This is a genomic window from Streptomyces sp. NPDC127106 (assembly GCF_042677605.1).
In the GTDB taxonomy this organism is placed as follows: Bacteria; Actinomycetota; Actinomycetes; order Streptomycetales; family Streptomycetaceae; genus Streptomyces.
Genome location: NZ_JBHXTC010000092.1, coordinates 1 through 16,354, shown reverse-complemented (window position 1 = coordinate 16,354; position 16,354 = coordinate 1). Strand labels below are relative to the sequence as shown.

General features: G+C 76.4%; 14 protein-coding genes. 13 read left to right on the top strand and 1 reads right to left on the bottom strand.

Translation table 11 applies throughout. The features are described 5' to 3' along the window. The first annotated feature begins 128 nt into the window (after nucleotides 1-128). Nucleotides 129-1,478 carry an MFS transporter gene (locus ACFVGY_RS36265; protein ID WP_385686388.1) on the top strand — a complete coding sequence of 450 codons (1,350 nt, stop codon included), beginning with the start codon at nucleotides 129-131 and terminating at the stop codon, nucleotides 1,476-1,478. A gap of 10 nt (nucleotides 1,479-1,488) precedes the next feature. Next, a complete protein-coding gene (gene recQ / locus ACFVGY_RS36260; RefSeq protein WP_385686385.1) occupies nucleotides 1,489-3,519 on the top strand; it encodes a DNA helicase RecQ in 2,031 nt (676 codons plus the stop codon). Nucleotides 3,520-3,544: 25 nt separating this feature from the next. On the opposite strand, the gene ACFVGY_RS36255 is transcribed toward recQ, so the two are convergent. Beyond that, nucleotides 3,545-4,468 carry a hypothetical protein gene (locus ACFVGY_RS36255; RefSeq protein WP_385686382.1) on the bottom strand — a complete coding sequence of 308 codons (924 nt, stop codon included), beginning with the start codon at nucleotides 4,466-4,468 and terminating at the stop codon, nucleotides 3,545-3,547. A gap of 151 nt (nucleotides 4,469-4,619) precedes the next feature. On the opposite strand from ACFVGY_RS36255, the gene ACFVGY_RS36250 reads away from it, so the two are divergent. Genes ACFVGY_RS36250 through ACFVGY_RS36200 form a run of 11 tightly spaced genes read left to right on the top strand, consistent with a single transcriptional unit; the run spans nucleotide 4,620 to nucleotide 16,156 of the window. Beyond that, on the top strand, nucleotides 4,620-5,219 hold the full coding sequence (locus ACFVGY_RS36250) for a DUF4255 domain-containing protein (protein ID WP_385686379.1): 600 nt from the start codon (nucleotides 4,620-4,622) through the stop codon (nucleotides 5,217-5,219). Beyond that, on the top strand, nucleotides 5,216-6,127 hold the full coding sequence (locus tag ACFVGY_RS36245) for a hypothetical protein (protein ID WP_385686376.1): 912 nt from the start codon (nucleotides 5,216-5,218) through the stop codon (nucleotides 6,125-6,127). The genes ACFVGY_RS36250 and ACFVGY_RS36245 overlap by 4 nt, the downstream gene beginning before the upstream one ends. Before the next feature lie 24 nt (nucleotides 6,128-6,151). Next, complete coding sequence (locus ACFVGY_RS36240; protein ID WP_385686374.1) at nucleotides 6,152-8,017, top strand: phage tail sheath family protein; 1,866 nt, start codon at nucleotides 6,152-6,154, stop codon at nucleotides 8,015-8,017. 33 nt (nucleotides 8,018-8,050) lie between these two features. Next, the gene (locus ACFVGY_RS36235) at nucleotides 8,051-8,506 is read left to right on the top strand and encodes a phage tail protein (RefSeq protein WP_385686372.1); all 456 of its coding nucleotides are present in this window, start codon (nucleotides 8,051-8,053) and stop codon (nucleotides 8,504-8,506) included. 32 nt (nucleotides 8,507-8,538) lie between these two features. Further along, nucleotides 8,539-10,584, top strand: coding sequence for a hypothetical protein (locus ACFVGY_RS36230; protein ID WP_385686369.1), 2,046 nt, complete (start codon nucleotides 8,539-8,541; stop codon nucleotides 10,582-10,584). 7 nt (nucleotides 10,585-10,591) lie between these two features. Further along, complete coding sequence (locus ACFVGY_RS36225) at nucleotides 10,592-11,194, top strand: phage tail protein (RefSeq protein WP_385686366.1); 603 nt, start codon at nucleotides 10,592-10,594, stop codon at nucleotides 11,192-11,194. After that, nucleotides 11,191-12,648 (top strand): hypothetical protein, encoded by a 1,458-nt coding sequence (locus ACFVGY_RS36220; RefSeq protein WP_385686363.1) that lies wholly within the window; start codon nucleotides 11,191-11,193, stop codon nucleotides 12,646-12,648. The genes ACFVGY_RS36225 and ACFVGY_RS36220 overlap by 4 nt, the downstream gene beginning before the upstream one ends. Then, nucleotides 12,645-12,833, top strand: coding sequence for a hypothetical protein (locus ACFVGY_RS36215; protein WP_385686360.1), 189 nt, complete (start codon nucleotides 12,645-12,647; stop codon nucleotides 12,831-12,833). Before ACFVGY_RS36220 ends, ACFVGY_RS36215 begins: the two co-directional genes overlap by 4 nt. Further along, nucleotides 12,826-13,914, top strand: coding sequence for a phage late control D family protein (locus ACFVGY_RS36210; protein WP_385686357.1), 1,089 nt, complete (start codon nucleotides 12,826-12,828; stop codon nucleotides 13,912-13,914). The genes ACFVGY_RS36215 and ACFVGY_RS36210 overlap by 8 nt, the downstream gene beginning before the upstream one ends. Then, nucleotides 13,914-14,579 (top strand): phage baseplate assembly protein V, encoded by a 666-nt coding sequence (locus ACFVGY_RS36205; protein WP_385686354.1) that lies wholly within the window; start codon nucleotides 13,914-13,916, stop codon nucleotides 14,577-14,579. Before ACFVGY_RS36210 ends, ACFVGY_RS36205 begins: the two co-directional genes overlap by 1 nt. Then, nucleotides 14,576-16,156, top strand: a complete 1,581-nt coding sequence (locus ACFVGY_RS36200; RefSeq protein ID WP_385686351.1) for a hypothetical protein — start codon at nucleotides 14,576-14,578, stop codon at nucleotides 16,154-16,156. Before ACFVGY_RS36205 ends, ACFVGY_RS36200 begins: the two co-directional genes overlap by 4 nt. The last annotated feature ends 198 nt before the right edge of the window (nucleotides 16,157-16,354 follow it).

Below are 16,354 nucleotides of genomic sequence, written 5' to 3'. Positions count from 1 at the left end.
CCGCCGCGGGGGGTGTGCATCAGGGTCTGGACGGTCTGCCGCAGGACGTTCCAGGCGCCGGCGTCGTAGGCGTACGCCGGGTCGAACGGTGCGGGAGGGGTGACCCCCGCCGAGCGGAAGGCCGCCGCATGCTCTCCGTCCTGCGCAACCGCACCTACCGGCACCTGTTCGCCGCCCAGGCCGTCGCCCTCACCGGCACGGGCCTGGCCACCGTCGCCCTCGGCCTGCTGGCCTACGACATCGCCGGCCCGCGGGCCGGATCGGTCCTCGGCACCGCGCTGGCGATCAAGATGGTGGCGTACGTCGCCATCGCGCCCGCCGTCGGCGCCGTCGCCCACCGGCTCCCCCGCCGGACCCTCCTGATCGGCGCCGATCTGGGCCGCGCCGCGGTGGCCCTGTCCCTGCCGTTCGTCGACCGGGTGTGGCAGGTCTACGTCCTGATCTTCGTGCTGCAGGCCGCCTCCGCCGTGTTCACCCCGGCCTTCCAGGCCGTGATCCCCGAGGTGCTGCCCGAGGAGCGCGACTACACCCGGGCGCTGTCCCTGTCCCGGCTGGCCTACGACCTGGAGAGCCTGTTCAGCCCGGCCCTGGCCGCCGCCGTGCTCGCCGTCACCAGCTACGACCGGCTCTTCCTCGGGACCGCCGCCGGCTTCCTCGGCTCCGCGGCCCTGGTCGCCTCCGTCGCGCTGCCCGGGGCGACGGGCGCGGCGGTAGCCGGGGCGACGGGCGGGGCGGGCTGCTGCCCGGGCACGGACCCCGGCCCGTCCGCGTCCCGGCGGGGCCGGCGGACGTACGCGGCGGCCACCGCCGGCGCCCGGCTCTTCCTCGCCACCCCGCAGCTGCGCGCCCTGCTGCTGCTCAACCTCACCGTGGCCGCGGCCGGCGCGCTCGTCACCGTCAACACCGTCGTCTACGTCCGCGACCACCTGGGCCGCCCCACCGGGGACGTGGCCCTCGCCCTCGGCGCCTACGGGGCCGGCTCCATGGCCGCGGCCCTGCTCCTGCCGCGCGTCCTGGACCGGGCCGCCGACCGCACGGTCATGCTGCGCGGCGCCCTCGTCCTGACCGCCGTGTTCCCCGCCGCCGGCACCCTGACCGCGGCCGGCTCCGGAGGCTGGCGCTGGCCCGCCCTGCTGGCGGCCTGGGCGGCGTTCGGGGCCGGCGGCTCCCTGGTGCTCACCCCCGCCGGCCGGCTCATCCGCCGCACCGTTCCGGCCGAACGGCGCACCGAAGCCTTCGCGGCCCAGTTCTCCCTCTCCCACGCCTGCTGGCTGCTGACCTACCCGCTGGCCGGCTGGGTCGGCGCAGCCGCCGGCCTGACGGCCGCCGTCGCCGCACTCGGTGCGGTCGCCGCGGTCTCGGCGGCCGCAGCGGCCCGTCTGTGGTGCCCCGCCGCGGCCGTCGACCGCCCGGGCGGCCACCGTCACACGGGTCTGGTTTTCCACAGGGCGGAGCGGGGTGTCGCAGGAGGTCGGTAGGCTGCCGGACATGACCCTTTCGGACGCGTCCCCCGAGACCAGCGATGCCCTGCAGGTGCTTCACCGCGTCTTCGGGTACGACTCCTTCCGCGGCGAGCAGGAGGAGATCATCGAGCACGTCAGCGCCGGCGGCGACGCCCTGGTGCTGATGCCCACCGGCGGCGGCAAGTCGCTCTGCTACCAGATCCCGGCCCTGGTCAGAGGCGGCACCGGCGTCGTGATCTCGCCGCTGATCGCGCTGATGCAGGACCAGGTGGACGCGCTGACCGCGCTCGGCGTGCGGGCCGGCTTCCTCAACTCCACGCAGGGCCTCGACGAGCGGCGCACCGTGGAGCAGCTCCTCCTCGCCGGCGAGCTGGACCTGCTGTACCTGGCCCCCGAGCGGCTGCGCACCGAGGGCACCCAGCGGCTCCTCGACCGCGCCGAGATCTCCGTCTTCGCCATCGACGAGGCGCACTGCGTCGCCCAGTGGGGCCACGACTTCCGGCCCGACTACCTCGCGCTGTCCATGCTGCACGAGCGCTGGCCCAAGGTGCCCCGGATCGCCCTCACGGCGACGGCCACCCCTGCCACGCACGCCGAGATCGCGGGCCGCCTGGGCCTCCAGGACGCGCGGCACTTCGTCGCCAGCTTCGACCGGCCGAACATCCAGTACCGGATCGCGACCAAGAACAACCCCGTCAAGCAGCTGCTGGACCTGATCCGCACCGAGCACGAGGGGGAGGCCGGCGTCGTCTACTGCCTCTCCCGGGCCTCCGTGGAGAAGACCGCCGCCGCCCTCGTCGAGCACGGCATCGACGCCGTCGCCTACCACGCGGGCATGGACCCGGCCACGCGCGCCGCGAACCAGGCCCGCTTCCTGCGGGAGGACGGCATCGTGGTCGTGGCCACCATCGCCTTCGGCATGGGCATCGACAAGCCGGACGTCCGCTTCGTCGCCCACCTCGACCTGCCGAAGTCCGTCGAGGGCTACTACCAGGAGACCGGCCGCGCCGGCCGCGACGGCGAACCGGCCACCGCCTGGCTGGCGTACGGGCTGCAGGACGTGGTCCAGCAGCGCAAGCTGATCGACGGCTCCGAGGGCGACGACACCCACCGCCGCTCGCTGACCGCCCACCTCGACGCGATGCTCGCCCTGTGCGAGACCGTCGAATGCCGCCGCGTGCGGCTGCTGGCCTACTTCGGGCAGGAGTCCGGGCCCTGCGGCAACTGCGACACCTGCCTGACCCCGGCCGAGTCCTGGGACGGCACGGTCGCCGCGCAGAAGCTGCTGTCGACGGTGTGGCGGCTGGCCCGGGAGCGGCGGCAGAAGTTCGGCGCCGGCCAGATCATCGACATCCTCCAGGGCAAGAAGACGGCCAAGGTCATCCAGTTCGACCACGACACGCTGTCGGTGTTCGGGGTCGGCGCCGACCTGAGCGCCGGCGAATGGCGCGGGGTCGTACGGCAGTTGCTGGCGCAGGGACTGCTGGCGGTCGAGGGCGACTACGGCACGCTGGTGCTGACGGACGCCAGCGGCGAGGTGCTGGGCGGCCGGCGGACCGTGCCGATGCGCAAGGAGACCGCGCCCGTCGCGAGCCGGGCCACCCGCAAGGAGTCCGGGGCCCGCTCCGGGAAGGGGGCGCGCGTCCCGGCCGACCTGCCCACGGCCGCCGTGCCGGTCTTCGAGGCCCTGCGGGCCTGGCGGGCCGCGACGGCGCGCGAGCAGGGCGTCCCGGCGTACGTCGTCTTCCACGACGCGACCCTGCGCGAGATCGCGACGCAGCTGCCCACCACCGCCGAGGAACTCGGCACGGTCAACGGCGTCGGCGAGGCGAAGCTCGCCAAGTACGCCGAGGGCATCCTCGACACCCTCGCCGAGACCGGAGCCGAGACCGGAGCCGGCCCGGCGCAGCCCGCAGCGCAGGCCGCCGCACCCGCAGGCCCGGCGCAGGCCGCCGCACCCGCAGGCCCGGGACGGACCGCGCACCAGGAGCCGTGGGACGACGAACCGCCGCTCGACCCGGAGGAGACGGACCCGCCCTGGGACGATTGGGAGTAGTCGGCCCCGGGCCCGGCGGCCGGGGCTACCCGGCCGCGGCCGGGGCGGGCTCCTCCTCCTCGGAGTCCGCACCGTCCTCCCGGGCCGGTTCGCCGTGCGCCGGGCACGGCGGGCACAGGCGGGTGTACTCGGCCATGACCTCCTCGACGGTCTCCCGCTGCTTGCGCTCGCACGCCTTGCGCCGGGTCTCCTCCTTGCACAACAGCTCGGCCCGGGCGCCCTCCAGCACGGCGATGGCCTGCCAGCCCTTGAGGACGCACAGCAGCGCCCGGCACAGGCAGTCGACGAACTCCGAGACGTTCGAGAAGCCCCGGAAGGCCTCCGCGATCCGGCGCAGCAGCACCAGCAGGCGCGCGTAGAGGCGTACGACGTCCTGGCCCAGCACCGGGTCGCAGACGTCGGCCAGCAGCTGCACCGCATCCGCCTTGATCTTCACCGCCCGCTCGGGCAGCGCCGTCACCTCGCCCTCCAGCGCCGTGAAGCAGGCCGCCGCCTTCTGGGTGTCCTGCGCGTAGCGGGCGATCCGGGCGGCGAGGGAGGCGACCGTGTCGTCCGGGTGGACCGTGTCCGAGAAGTCGCACCCGCAGTCGTCCACGCAGCAGCCCCAACCGCCCGCGCACCTGCGGATGTCGTCGAAGACCCGGTCCACGGCCTGTGCCAGGCAGTGCCGCTGCTCGTGCCCGACCCGGCAGCGGATCTGCTCGCGGACCTTGCCGAGCGTCGCGCCCGCCTCGTCCAGATCCGCCTTCGCGGCCAGCCGGGCCCGGGCGTACCGGGTCCGGGACCCGTTGAACTTCTCCTGGAACTCCCGCAGCTGCGGGAGGTGTTCCTGGGTGACCTCGGCCCGGCGCTGGATTCCCGTGGCGATGCAGGCCAGTTCGTCGATGGCGCCGGGGTCGCAGCCGCCCGTGCTGCTGCCGGCCGGGTGGGTGTGCGCGGTGCTGCTCATTCTGACTCTCCTGGTCGATGCGGGCAGGCACGAGCCGAGTGTGGGCCGGACGGTGTCACCGGCCCGTCGCCCGGCCATTGCGCACCGGGCGCCGCCGGCCGCACCCGGGCCGGCAACGCGCGCGTGACGGGGCGGGCCGCAGCATCGCCCCATGGCTGGATACCGGGCACTCGCCGCCGTCGGGCGCAGCGTCGTCGCGCTGCTCAACCGGCGCTTCGCCGAGGAGATCCCCGAGGGCCGCCGCCCGGAGGCCGTCCTCGCCGGGCCCGTCGACTTCGACAAGGTCGACACCCCGGGCTCCGTCATCCGCAACCCCGCGGTCTCCGTCTACTGCTACCGCCTGAGCATCGACCGGGAGACCCGGCCGGCCCTCGCCGCGCTCGCCGCGCAGGACGGGCTGCCGCGGCTGCCGCTGCGGATGCACCTGATGGTCGCCGCCTGGGACCAGTTCGTGGAGGCCGAGCTGGAATGGCTCGGGCTCGTCGCCCGGATCCTGGAGGCCGAGGCCCTGCTCACCGGGCCGCTCCTGCACCCCAGCGGGGACTGGCTTCCCGGCGACTCGGTGCAGATCGTGCCGGACGAGCTCGCGATGGACTCGATGAGCGAGGCCTTCCAGGCGATGACCACCGACTACCGGCTCTGCCTGCCCTACCTCGCCCGGGTCGTCCGCATCGACGGCCCGGCCCGACCCGCCCCCGGCGCGGTCACCACCGTCGCCGCCGGCCCCGTCTCCACGGAGCGCGTGCGATGACCGGCCCGGCCGCCGGGCGGGAGGCCCCGATCGCCGTCGACGCCGGGACCGCCGAGGTGCTGCACCGGCTCGCCCTCGCCGTCCGCCCGCTCGACGCCCGCACCCGCGCCCCGGCCGGGCCCGGGCTGCGGGTGGGCTGCGAGTACGATCCCGTCCCGGGCCGCCGGACCCTCCCCGGCGACCTGCTGCGGCCGCTCGAAGGTCACGGGGCGACCGGGTTCGTCCTGCGGCACGGCACCTCCGGCGGGCTCCCGCGCACCGTGACCGTACGCGTCGACGACCCCGCCCGGCGGTGGATACCGCGCCGCTTCCGGGTACCGCTGTGGACCCGGCCCGAACTCGTCGGGGCCGACGCCCGGCCGCCCTCCGCCCCGTACGTCCGCGCCGACGCCCGGCTGTTGCTGCCCTGGCTGCTGCCCGGCCCCGCCCACCCCGTGCCGCTCGGCACGACCGGCATCCGGCTGCGCGTCGTCACCGCCGCCGGGACGCCGGTCCGCTGGCCGCGGGTCGACGCCTTCGGGCCCGGCGGGGTCCCGCTCGGCTGGGCGCACGGCGACGAGCACGGCCAGGTGCTGCTGCTGGTCGACGGGGTGGGCGTGCTGCCCCCGCCGCCGCCGTCCCGGTTCGACGTCGCGCTGCGCACCCACGCCCCGGACCCGCCCGCCGATCCACCCCCTGGGCCGCCCGCCGATCCACCTTCCGGGCCGCCCGCCGACCCGCTCGCCGGTCTCGTCGCCGAGCCGGTCGTGCGCAGCACCTCCCCGCCCCGGCCGCAGGACCTCGACAACGCGGTGCTGCGCGGGACCGCCCGGCCCGCCGGGTACCGCACCGGCGCCGCCGACGCCGTCCGCACGCTCACCGTCGGTCAGGTGGTCCACGCCGCCGACCTGCCCCACATACCCGCCTGACCCGCGACCGAGGAGAGCCGCCCGATGCCCGAGTACCTGACCCCCGGCGTGTACGTCGAGGAGACCAGCTTCCGATCCCGCTCCATCGAGGGCGTGCCGACCAGCACCTTCGGCATGGCCGGGCGGACCGAGAACGGCCCCGTGCCGTACGCCCTGCCCGGCGGCCCGACCGTGCTCCCCGCACCGGTCCTCGTCACCGCGTTCACCGAGTACGAACGGGCCTTCGGCGGCCTGCGGATCGGCGACGAGGACTGCCCGCTCGCCCTCGCCGCCCGTGCCTTCTTCGCCAACGGCGGCCGCCGGCTCTACGTCTCCCGGGTCTTCCGCTTCACCCGCACCGCCGGCGCCGTCGACGTCCCCCGCAACTTCGCCTCCCTGGCCCTGCCCGTCCAGGGCACCCCCCTGCTGCACTGGCGGGCCCGCTGGCCCGGCTCCGCCGGCGCCCGGACCGGTGTCGCGGTGACCTTCCGGCGCGGGAAGAACATCCTCGTCAGCGGCCCCGGCGGCACACCCCGCCTCACCGGGGTCCAGGAGGGCGCCGCGGTGGAGGTCCGGCCGCTGGAGGGCGGACAACCGCCGGTCATCGCCGACACGGTCCCGCCGGAGCCCGGCCGTGTCCGGGTCGTCGCCCGCCGTGCCGACGGCGTGCTCGGATACCGGGACGATCGGACCGGCGGCTTCGAGGCGGTCACGGCCGGCTTCGCCGCCTTCCACCTGACCCTCGCCGTCACCGTCCGCCTCGACGACCGCGCCGACGTGTACAACGAGCTCGAACTCGACGACCGGCACCCGCGCTCGGTCGGCAACGTCCTCCAGGCGGCCGATCCCGCCGACGAGTTCTCCCTCGTCTGGCTGGAGACCGTACCGCCCGCGCCGGGGGCGGCCCCGGTCACCCCCGGCGCGCGGCTCGCCGCCCTGCTCCTGCCCGGGCAGAGCGGCCTCCACCTCACCGGCGGCGGCGACGGCGACCCGCTCGGACCCGAGGACCTGGCCGGTCAGGAGGCCGACCCCGACGACCTGGCCAACCCCGCCCTCGGACTCGGCGCGCTCGCCGAGATCGACGACATCGCCGTCGTCGCCACCCCCGACACCGTCACCCTCCGCCGGGCCGACCAGAAGACCGCGGTCGACCACCTGATCGGGCACTGCGAGAAGCTCCGCTACCGGATCGCCGTCGTCGACCCGCCCCGCGACAGCTCGATCTCCGAAGTCCGCAGGTTCCGCGCCCAGTTCGACAGCAAGTACGCCGCCCTCTACTACCCCTGGGTCCGTATCACGGACCCGACCAGGCGCCCCGACCCCGGTGCCCCCGCCCCCCTCCTGGACGTCCCGCCCTCCGGATACGTCGCCGGCATCTACGCCCGCAGCGACGCCGAACGCGGCGTGCACAAGGCGCCCGCCAACGAAGTCCTGCTCGGCGTCGACGACTTCACCGTCAACGTCACCTACGACCGGCAGTCCGTCCTCAACCCCGAGGGCATCAACGCCCTGCGCTTCTTCGAGGGCCGCGCCCGCCGCGTGTGGGGCGCCCGCACGATGAGCTCCGACCCCGAGTGGAAGTACGTCAACGTCCGCCGGCTCTTCATCTACCTGGAGCACTCCATCGAGAAGTCCACCCAGTGGGCCGTCTTCGAGCCGAACAACGAACGCCTGTGGGCATCGGTCCGGCAGTCCGTCGAGGACTTCCTGTTCGCCACCTGGCGGACCGGAGCCCTGCTCGGCACCAAGCCCGAGGAAGCCTTCTTCGTCCGTTGCGACCGCACCACCATGACCCAGAACGACCTCGACAACGGGCGGCTGATCTGCCTGGTCGGCGTGGCCCCCACGTACCCCGCCGAGTTCGTCGTGTTCCGCATCGGGCAGTTCACCGCAGACGCCCGGCGCAACTGACCCGCCCGCCCCAGAACGGGAGACACACCGCCCATGGCCACCCGCAACAACCCGTACGGCGCCTTCAACTTCCTCGTCAAACTCGGCGACACCGGCGGCGAGGACCAGATCGCCGGCGGCTTCTCCGACTTCAGCGGAGCCGGCAACGAGGTCAAGTACTCCGAGTACCGCAACGGCAACGACCCCGAGAACCACGTCCGCAAGATCGCCAACACCAACACGACGAACGACGTCACCCTCAAGCGGGGCGTCATCGGCGACCTGCGCCTCTTCAACTGGATCAAGGCGGTCCGCGAAGGCGCGTACGACGCCCGCACCGTCACCGTCACCCTCCACGACGAGGGCCGCACCCCGGTCTGCGCCTGGGTGCTGCACGCCGCCCAGCCGAAGAAGTGGGTCGGCCCCACCCTCACCGGCAAGGGCGGCGGGGAGGTCGCGATGGAGGAGCTGCACCTCGTCGCCGAACGCATCGACTTCCAGTCGTTGTGAACGGGCCCGGACTGCGCCCCGGGGCGCCGGGCGTGTACCGCGACGCACGGCCCGCGCCGTCCGCAGCCGCGCCGGTCCGGCTGGACGTCGCGGGCTTCGTGGGCGTGGCCCCGCGCGGACCCGTCGACGAACCGGTGCCCGTCGACCGCTGGTCCGACTACGTGCGCCGGTTCGGCGGGTTCGAGGGGCCCGGGCTGCTGCCGTACGCGGTCCGGGCCTTCTTCGCCCAGGGCGGGGCCCGGGCGTACGTCCTGCGCGTGGCGCCGCTGCCGCGCGCCCCGCACCCCGCCGCACGGGAAGCCTGCGCCCTGCACCGGGTCGCGCTGGTGCGCGCGGACGGGCCCGGGGGCGCCGGCCCCGGCGGGGCGCCGTACGCGATCGGGCTGCGCGCCCGCGACGAGGGCAGCTGGGGCGGGCGGCTGTCCGTGCGCTGGGACTTCACCGCCTCGGACCGGTTCGAGGCCGCGGCCGACGGGCGGGAGCTGGCCCTGCCGCCCGGGCGCACCCCGCCCGCCGGATCGGTGCTGCGGGTCCGGGGCGCCGGGCTGCCGGCCGCCGGGTCGTTCTTCCGCATCCTCGAACTGGCCGAGCGGAGGAACGGCTTCGGCCCGCCGGCCGTGGTCGCCCTGCTCGACCGGCCCCCCCTTCCCGGCACCGCCACCGCCCCCGCCCCCGGCCCCGGCCCCGGCCCCGGCACGGGCCCGGGCTCCGGGAGCGGCGGCCCGCCGGCCGGGCACGTCGAGGCCGAGGTCGTCACCGCCGCGGTCACCGTCGCCGACGGCGACCCCGCCCACCCCCGCGGCGAGCGGTTCGCCGGGCTCGGGCTGAGCCGCGGACACCCCCGCCATGCCGCCGCCGTACTCGCCGCCGAGTCCCTGCTGGTCAGCCCCGACGGGGACTGGCCCGACGCCCTGCTCCCGCCCGACACCTTCCTCACCTCCGCCCTCTCCCGCCCCGTCCGCCCCGGCGCGGACCGGTACGCCGCCATCGGCGCCGACAGCTTCCAGGGCCCGCTCCCCGTCGAGCTGCTGGCCGACGCGGCTGCCGACGGCGAGGACGCCGGGGACGCCGGGGACGCCGCGGGCGCCGCGGGCGCCGCCGTCGGCGCGGACCGGATGGCGCTCGTCCCCGAGATCGGGCTGCTGTCCGCCCCCGACCTGCTGTGGCAGTACGGCGAGCACGCCCCCGCCACCGAGACGCCGCCCCGCCCCATCGGCGGCCGCTTCGCGCCCTGCCCGCCGCCCGCCGTCCCCCTCACCCTGGCCCCGGCCCGGCCCCGCCCCCTGCTGCTCGACCCCACCGGCGAGCTGCCCGAGATCCTGCGCCGCCAGCAGCGGCTCGTCGCCCTCGCCGAGCACGGACGCCGGTTCGTCGCCCTCCTCGACGTACCGCCCGGGCTGCCGGTCCGCGCCGTCGCCCGCTGGCGCGCCGCCTTCGACAGCACGTACGCGGCCGCCTACCACCCCTGGCTCGGCGTCGCGGCCCCCGACGACCCGGCCCGCCGCGCCGTCCCCGTACCCCCCTCCGGCTTCGCCGCCGGCATCATCGCCGAACGCGAACGCCGCCTCGGACTGCCGTGGGGGCCGGCCAACGCCCTGGCCGCCGACGCCGTCACCGCGCTCCAGCCGCTCGCCGACGCCGACTGCGACGAGCTCCACCTCCTCGGCATCGACGTGTTCCGCGCCGAGCGCGACGGCTTCCGCCTCACCTCGGCCCGCACCCTCTCCCACAACACCGACCACCGCCAGCTGAGCGTGCGCCGGCTGATGACCGCGCTCCGGCTCACCCTGCACCGGCAGGCACAGGTCCTGGCCTTCGAACCCCACACGGCGCAGCTGCGCGACGAACTGCGCAGCTCGGTCGTGCAACTGCTGCGCGGCCTGTACCGGGCCGGGGCCTTCGTCGGCGCCACCGAGGACGAGGCCTTCTTCGTACGCTGCGACGAACGCCTCAACCCCGCCTGGTCGCAGGGGCTCGGCCGGCTCGTCGCCGAGATCGGCGTGGCACCCGCGCAGCCCCTCGAATACCTCGTCCTGCGGATCGCGCAGGACGCCGACGGCTCCGTTGACGTGAGGTGAGACCGCCGTGCCCGAGCACCCGCCCGAACTCGTCCAGACCTTCCGGTTCCGGATCCGCATCGTCCGCAGCACCGCTCCCGGGCGCACCGCACTGCCGCCGCCCCGCCTCCCCGTTCCGCTCTCCGAGCCCGGCCCCGCCCGAGGCAGGGCAGGACCGCCCGCGGCCGGCCCCGGCGGGCCCCAGCGGGCCCCCGACCGGCTGGGCGACGGCGGGTTCCAGGAGTGCTCCGGGCTGGGCCTGGAAGCCGACCTGCGGGAGTACGCCGAGGGCGGCGCCAACGACGCGGTGGTGCGCCGCGTGGGGCGGGTCCGGTTCCAGCCGCTCGTCCTGCGGCGCGGCATGCTCGTCGCCACCGACGGCGGGAGCGCCGACACCGCCCTGTGGGACTGGCTGCACGGCATGGTCGCCGGCGGCACCCCGGTGCCCCGCTACGACGGCGACGTGGAGGTGCTCGACACCACCGGCAGGCGGACGCTGGCGCGCTGGACGTTCACCCGCGGCCTGCCCCTGAAGATCACCGGGCCGGCGCTCAACGCGAGGACGGGGGAGATAGCCGTGGAGGAACTGCACATCGCCCACGAGGGCCTGCGCCTGGAGCGCACCCCGTGACGGCCACCGCCCACGCCACGCTGACCCCCCTGAAGGTGACCGGCGAGCAGGGCCCGCAGCGCACGCCCAGGGTCGAGGAGGCCGGCAGCCCCCTCGAAGTACAGTTCAACCCCACCACCCTGCGGATCTCCCGCAACAACAACGTGGACCGGGGCGGGGCTACCACCCGCACCCAGAAGGTGCAGCACCCCGCCCAGGAGGGCTCCACGCTCACCTTCGACCTGGAATTCGACACCGCCGAGCAGGGCGGCGCCGACGGATACGTCGACGTACGCCAATGGACCGCCCTGGTCCGGCAGTTCGTCGAGCCGCCACCGGCGAGCCCGGCCGAACCGCCGCCGCCCGTCCGCTTCGTGTGGGGGACGCTGCGCTACAACGGCATCGTCACCCAGGTCAACGAGGAGCTCGACCACTTCGCCCCCGACGGCACCCCGCTGCGCGCCAAGGTCGCGGTGACCATCGTCGAGCAGAACTTCGCCTACCAGGCGAACGCCGTGGGCCCCGGCGCCCGGGACGCCGGGGCAGCCACCGAGGCCGGCGACCAGGGGGCCGGAGCCGCGCCCGGCACCGCCGGCACCAGCCGGCCCCGCAAGGTGGTCCGGGCACACGGCGGGGAGTCCGCCCAGCAGCTGATGTCCCGGGTCGGACTCGACCCGGCCGCCTGGCGCGGGGCGATGAGCGGACTCGACAGCCCGCTCGGCCTGGCGGCCGGCGCCGGCGTGGTCCTGGGCGCCGAGGCCGAGGCGGGCCTGGCCGCCACCGCGGGCACCAGCCTGTCGGCGGGCTACGCCGGGGGAGCGGCGGCGACCTCCACCGCGGGCCTGGCCGCCGCCCTGGGCATCCCGGCCGGCGCCGGGGCCGGCCCGGCGGCCGGCGGCGCCCCTGCCGGTACGGCTTCGGCGGGCCCGGCGGCCCAGGGGGGCCCGCGGGTACCCGGCGGCGGCCCCGGCACACCGGGCGGCCCCGCCGGCGCAGCCCCCGGCGGCCCGGACACGGCGGCCCGGGCGGGCTTCGTCCTCAGCGCGGGCGGCGGCATCGCCGTGGCCGCGCAGGCGGTGACCGCCGCCGCGGTCGGCCTCGCCACCGCACGCGCCCGAGGCTCCTTCGAGGTCCCCGCCGCCCGCCCCGCGCCGCTCGCCGGGACCGTTCCCGCGCCCCGGCCCGGAGGCCTCCCGCCGGACGGCCCCGACCCGCGTTCCACCACGTACGGCCGGGGGATACCCCTGCGCGCCCGCGCCGACCCCGCAACCCTCGCCGAGGTCCGGGCCGGCGGCGGACGCAGCCTCGCCGACCGGGCCCGCCGCGAGGAGGTCCCCGCCCCGGACCCCGGGGCCGCGCCCTGGGAGCGGCTCCCGCCCGATCCGCCCGGCCGGGCCGCCGCCGACTGCGAGCAACGCGGCCGTGACGCGGGCCCCGGCACCCTGGGGTGGACACCGCGAGGAGGCCCGCCATGAGCCTGTACATCGGAGAGCTGCACACCGAGGTGGTGCCCGCGGGCAGCAGCGGCCCGCCCGCCCCCGTCCGCGGCGAGGGCCCCGGCGCCGGCGGCAGGTGGGCCGCCGCCGAACGCCACCGGGAGGCCGTCGAACGGGCCGCCTGGCTCGCCGCCCGCACCGCCGCGGAGGGCTTCGATGACTGAGCCCGCCGTCGCCGCCGTCTCGCCCGTCTTCGAGGTCGGCGGCGCACTCGTGAGGGACCTCGCCCGGGACTGCGTACGCCTGGAAGTGGCGGAGGGCACGGAGGGGCTGCGCACCCTGCGCGCCTGCTTCCTCGCCGTCGGCCCCGGCGCGACGGGCCCGCAGAACCGGCTGCTGCACCTGGACGGGTCCACCGCCGGCCTCGGCAGCAGCCTCAAGGTGGCCCTCGGGCCGCCCTCGGTCCGGCGGTACGTCTTCGACGGCGTCGTCTCGGCCGTGGAGCTCGTCCTCGGCGACGGCGAGCCCCCGCTGGTCCTCGTCCACGCCGAGGACGCGCTGATGCGGCTGCGGATGACCCGGCGCCTGCGCACCTACCGCGACGCCACCGACGCCGACGTCGCCCGCGAGGTGGCCCGCGAGCACGGCCTCGACGCCGACGCGGACGTCCCCGGCCCCCGCTACGACGTCGTCCAGCAGCTCAACCAGAGCGACCTGGCCTTCCTGCGCGAGCGGGCCCGGCTGGTCCAGGCCGAGCTGTGGGCGACCGGCACCACCGTGCACTTCCGGCCCCGCGGCAGCCGCGCCGCCCCCGTCCAGACCCTCGTCTACGGCAACCAGCTCACGGCGGTGCGGCTCGCGGCCGACCTGGCACACCAGCGCAGCGAGGTCGTCGTCACCGGCTACGACGCCGAGCGCCGCGAACCCATCGACGAACGGGCCGGCCCCGAGGTCGTCGAGGCCGAGACGGCCGGCGGCGGCCGCACCGGGGCGCGGCTCCTGGCCCGCGCGATGGGGCCCGCCACCAGCCTGCGGGTCCGGGAGGCAGCCCTGACCACCGAGGAGGCCGAAAGCTGGGCCCGCGCCGAAATGCTGCGCCGCGGCCGCCGGTTCGTCACCGTCGCCGGCACCACCAACGGCAGCCCCGACCTCGTCGTCGGCGGCCGGCTCACCCTCCGCTCGGTCGGCGGACCCTTCGAGGGGGACGGCTACCACGTCACCCGGGTCCGCCACACCTTCGACCCCGACCGGGGCTTCCGCACCCGCTTCGACGCCGAACGCCCGTCCCTGAACGAGGTGCTCTGATGTCCCTGCCCGCCCCCGCGGACGGCGCCGCGCCCGGCTACTTCGGCGTCTACCCGGCGCTCGTCACCGACATCGTCGACGAGAAACGGCTCGGCCGCATCGAGGTCCGCTTCCCCTGGCTCGGCCGGGACGGGGACCGCGACGTGCGCGCCTGGGCCACGCTCTGCTCCCCGTACGCCGACGACCGGCACGGACTGCTCGTGCTGCCCGAGGTGGGCAGCCAGGTCGTGGTCGCCTTCGAGGCCGGCAACCCGCGCCGCCCGTACGTCCTCGGCGCCGCCTGGAACGGCCGCGCCGCCCTGCCGCACGAACCCGAACCGGCCAACGACCGGCGCCAGTTCAGGTCCCGGGCCGGCAGCAGCCTGGAGTTCGACGACACGGCCGGAGCGGCCCGGGTGCGGATCACCATGGCCTCCGGCCACGAGGTCGTCCTCGACGACGCCGCCCGGCAGGTCGTGATCCGGCACAGCGGCGGCTGCACCGTCCGCCTCACCCCCACCGCGGTCCAGGTCGAGGCCAACGCCTCCGTCGACGTCAAGGCACCCACCGTCACCGTGAACGCCCCGCTGTCCACCTTCACCGGCCTCGTGAAGTGCGCGACGCTGGTCACCGACCAGATGGTGATCTCCCCCGCCTACACGCCCGGCGCCGGGAACATCTGGTGAGCGCGGCCGCCGCCACCGGGCACGGCTTCAAGCTCCTCGCCCCCTGGTACGCGTGCGAGCGCGGCGGGTTCGACCGCTTCGCCCCCGCCGCCCGCACCCCCGCCCTGCAGAAGTACGCCTCGCCCGAGTTCGTCCGCGCCCTCGTCGCCGACCCGAGGGACTCGCTGCGCTTCGACCCCGCCGAGGACGTGTGGTCCTGCCCCGTGCCCGTCCGCGCCGAGGACCGCGGCCCGGGACGCGCCCGCTTCGCCACGCACCGGCTGCACCGCACCCGGCTGCGCAAGCTGTACCAGCCCGGCCACGAGCGCTTCTACGCCGTCGTGGTGGAACTCTTCTGCGACGGCCCCGGGTGGCCCCGCCCGCAGTCCGCCGAAGGGCTGGAGGTCGGGTTCGTGATGCGGCGCCGGCAGGTGGAGATGTCCGCCCCGCCGCAGGTGCTGCGCCGGCTCGCGCACCGGCTGACGGCCGGCCTGGCCGCCGCCGACCGCGCCGCGGGAGGGCCGGAGGGCGCGTACGCCGTGCCGCCCGGGCCGGCCCCGTACGCATCGGAGGTGCGGGACGTCCTGTGGGCCGACCTCGCGCACCGGGAGGCCTTCGAGGACGCGAACCGCGCACTGATCGACCAGGTCGGCCTGGAGACGGAGGTCCAGGCCTGGATGGCGGGCACCGCGGGCGGCGCGTGGCGCAAGGTCGGTACCCCGCCGCCCGCGGGCCGCCCTCCGGACCGGGAGCAGGAACTCCCGATGTGGCGGCTCCCGCCCCACTCGGGCGACTGCCGGCAAGGACCCCAACCGCCCGGGCGCTCCCTGTGGTTCGGGGTCGTGCCGACCTGCTCCGGCGACCACGACGACCAGGGCGCCCCCCAACTCGACGACCGCTCCGTCTACGAGCTGCGCTGCTTCGTCCGCCGGACCCCCGCCCCGGGACACGAGCACTGCCCGCCGCAGGTCTCCTGGAGCGAACCCACCGAACCGTTCCGGCTCGCGCCCTTCTACGACCCCGAGGGCACCAAGAACCGCCGCACGTCCATCAACCTGCCCGACCTGCGGGCGCTGGCCGCCCGGGCGGGGGCCCCGCCCGGCCCCGGCGGGGTCGCCGTCACCAGCCCGCCCGGATCCCAGCTGTCCTTCGACCCGGGCGGGGGCACCCCGAGCGGCGGCTCGGTCGGCGGCACGGCCCCCCGGACCTGCACCTTCGCCCTCGAACTCTTCATGATCGTGGCGTTCTTCCTGTTCAGCATGTTCCTGCCGATCGTGGTGTTCCTGTTCCAGCTGTGGTGGCTGCTCGCCCTGCGGTTCTGCCTGCCGCCCTCCGCCGCGGCCATCGCCACCCTCAAGGCCCACTTCGACGCCGGGCTGACGCTGCGCGACATGGGGACCGCCGAACGGGAGGCCCTCGACGGACTCCTCGGTGCCCGGGGCGCCACGGCCCGGCTCCAGGCCGGCGACGGCGGCTTCCGGGACGAGGACGGCAAGGACCTCTTCGAGGCCGTGACCCCGCCCGATCCGGCCCCCGCACCCGTACGCCCCCAACCGGAGCCGCCGGTCCGCGACCCGCTGTGCGGGAGCGGGGGATGAGCGGCCGGGCGGCCCCCGTACCGGCCCCGATACCGTCCCCTGCGCCCGCGCCCGCACCTGCACCTGCACCCGCACCCGCGACCGCCGGTTCCGCGCCGCGGGCCCCGGCGCCACGCGCCACCGCCCCGGTGCCGTCCCCCGCGCCCGCCCCGGTGCCGTCCCCCGCGCCGGCCGCCGCGGCCACCCGGACCGGCGGCG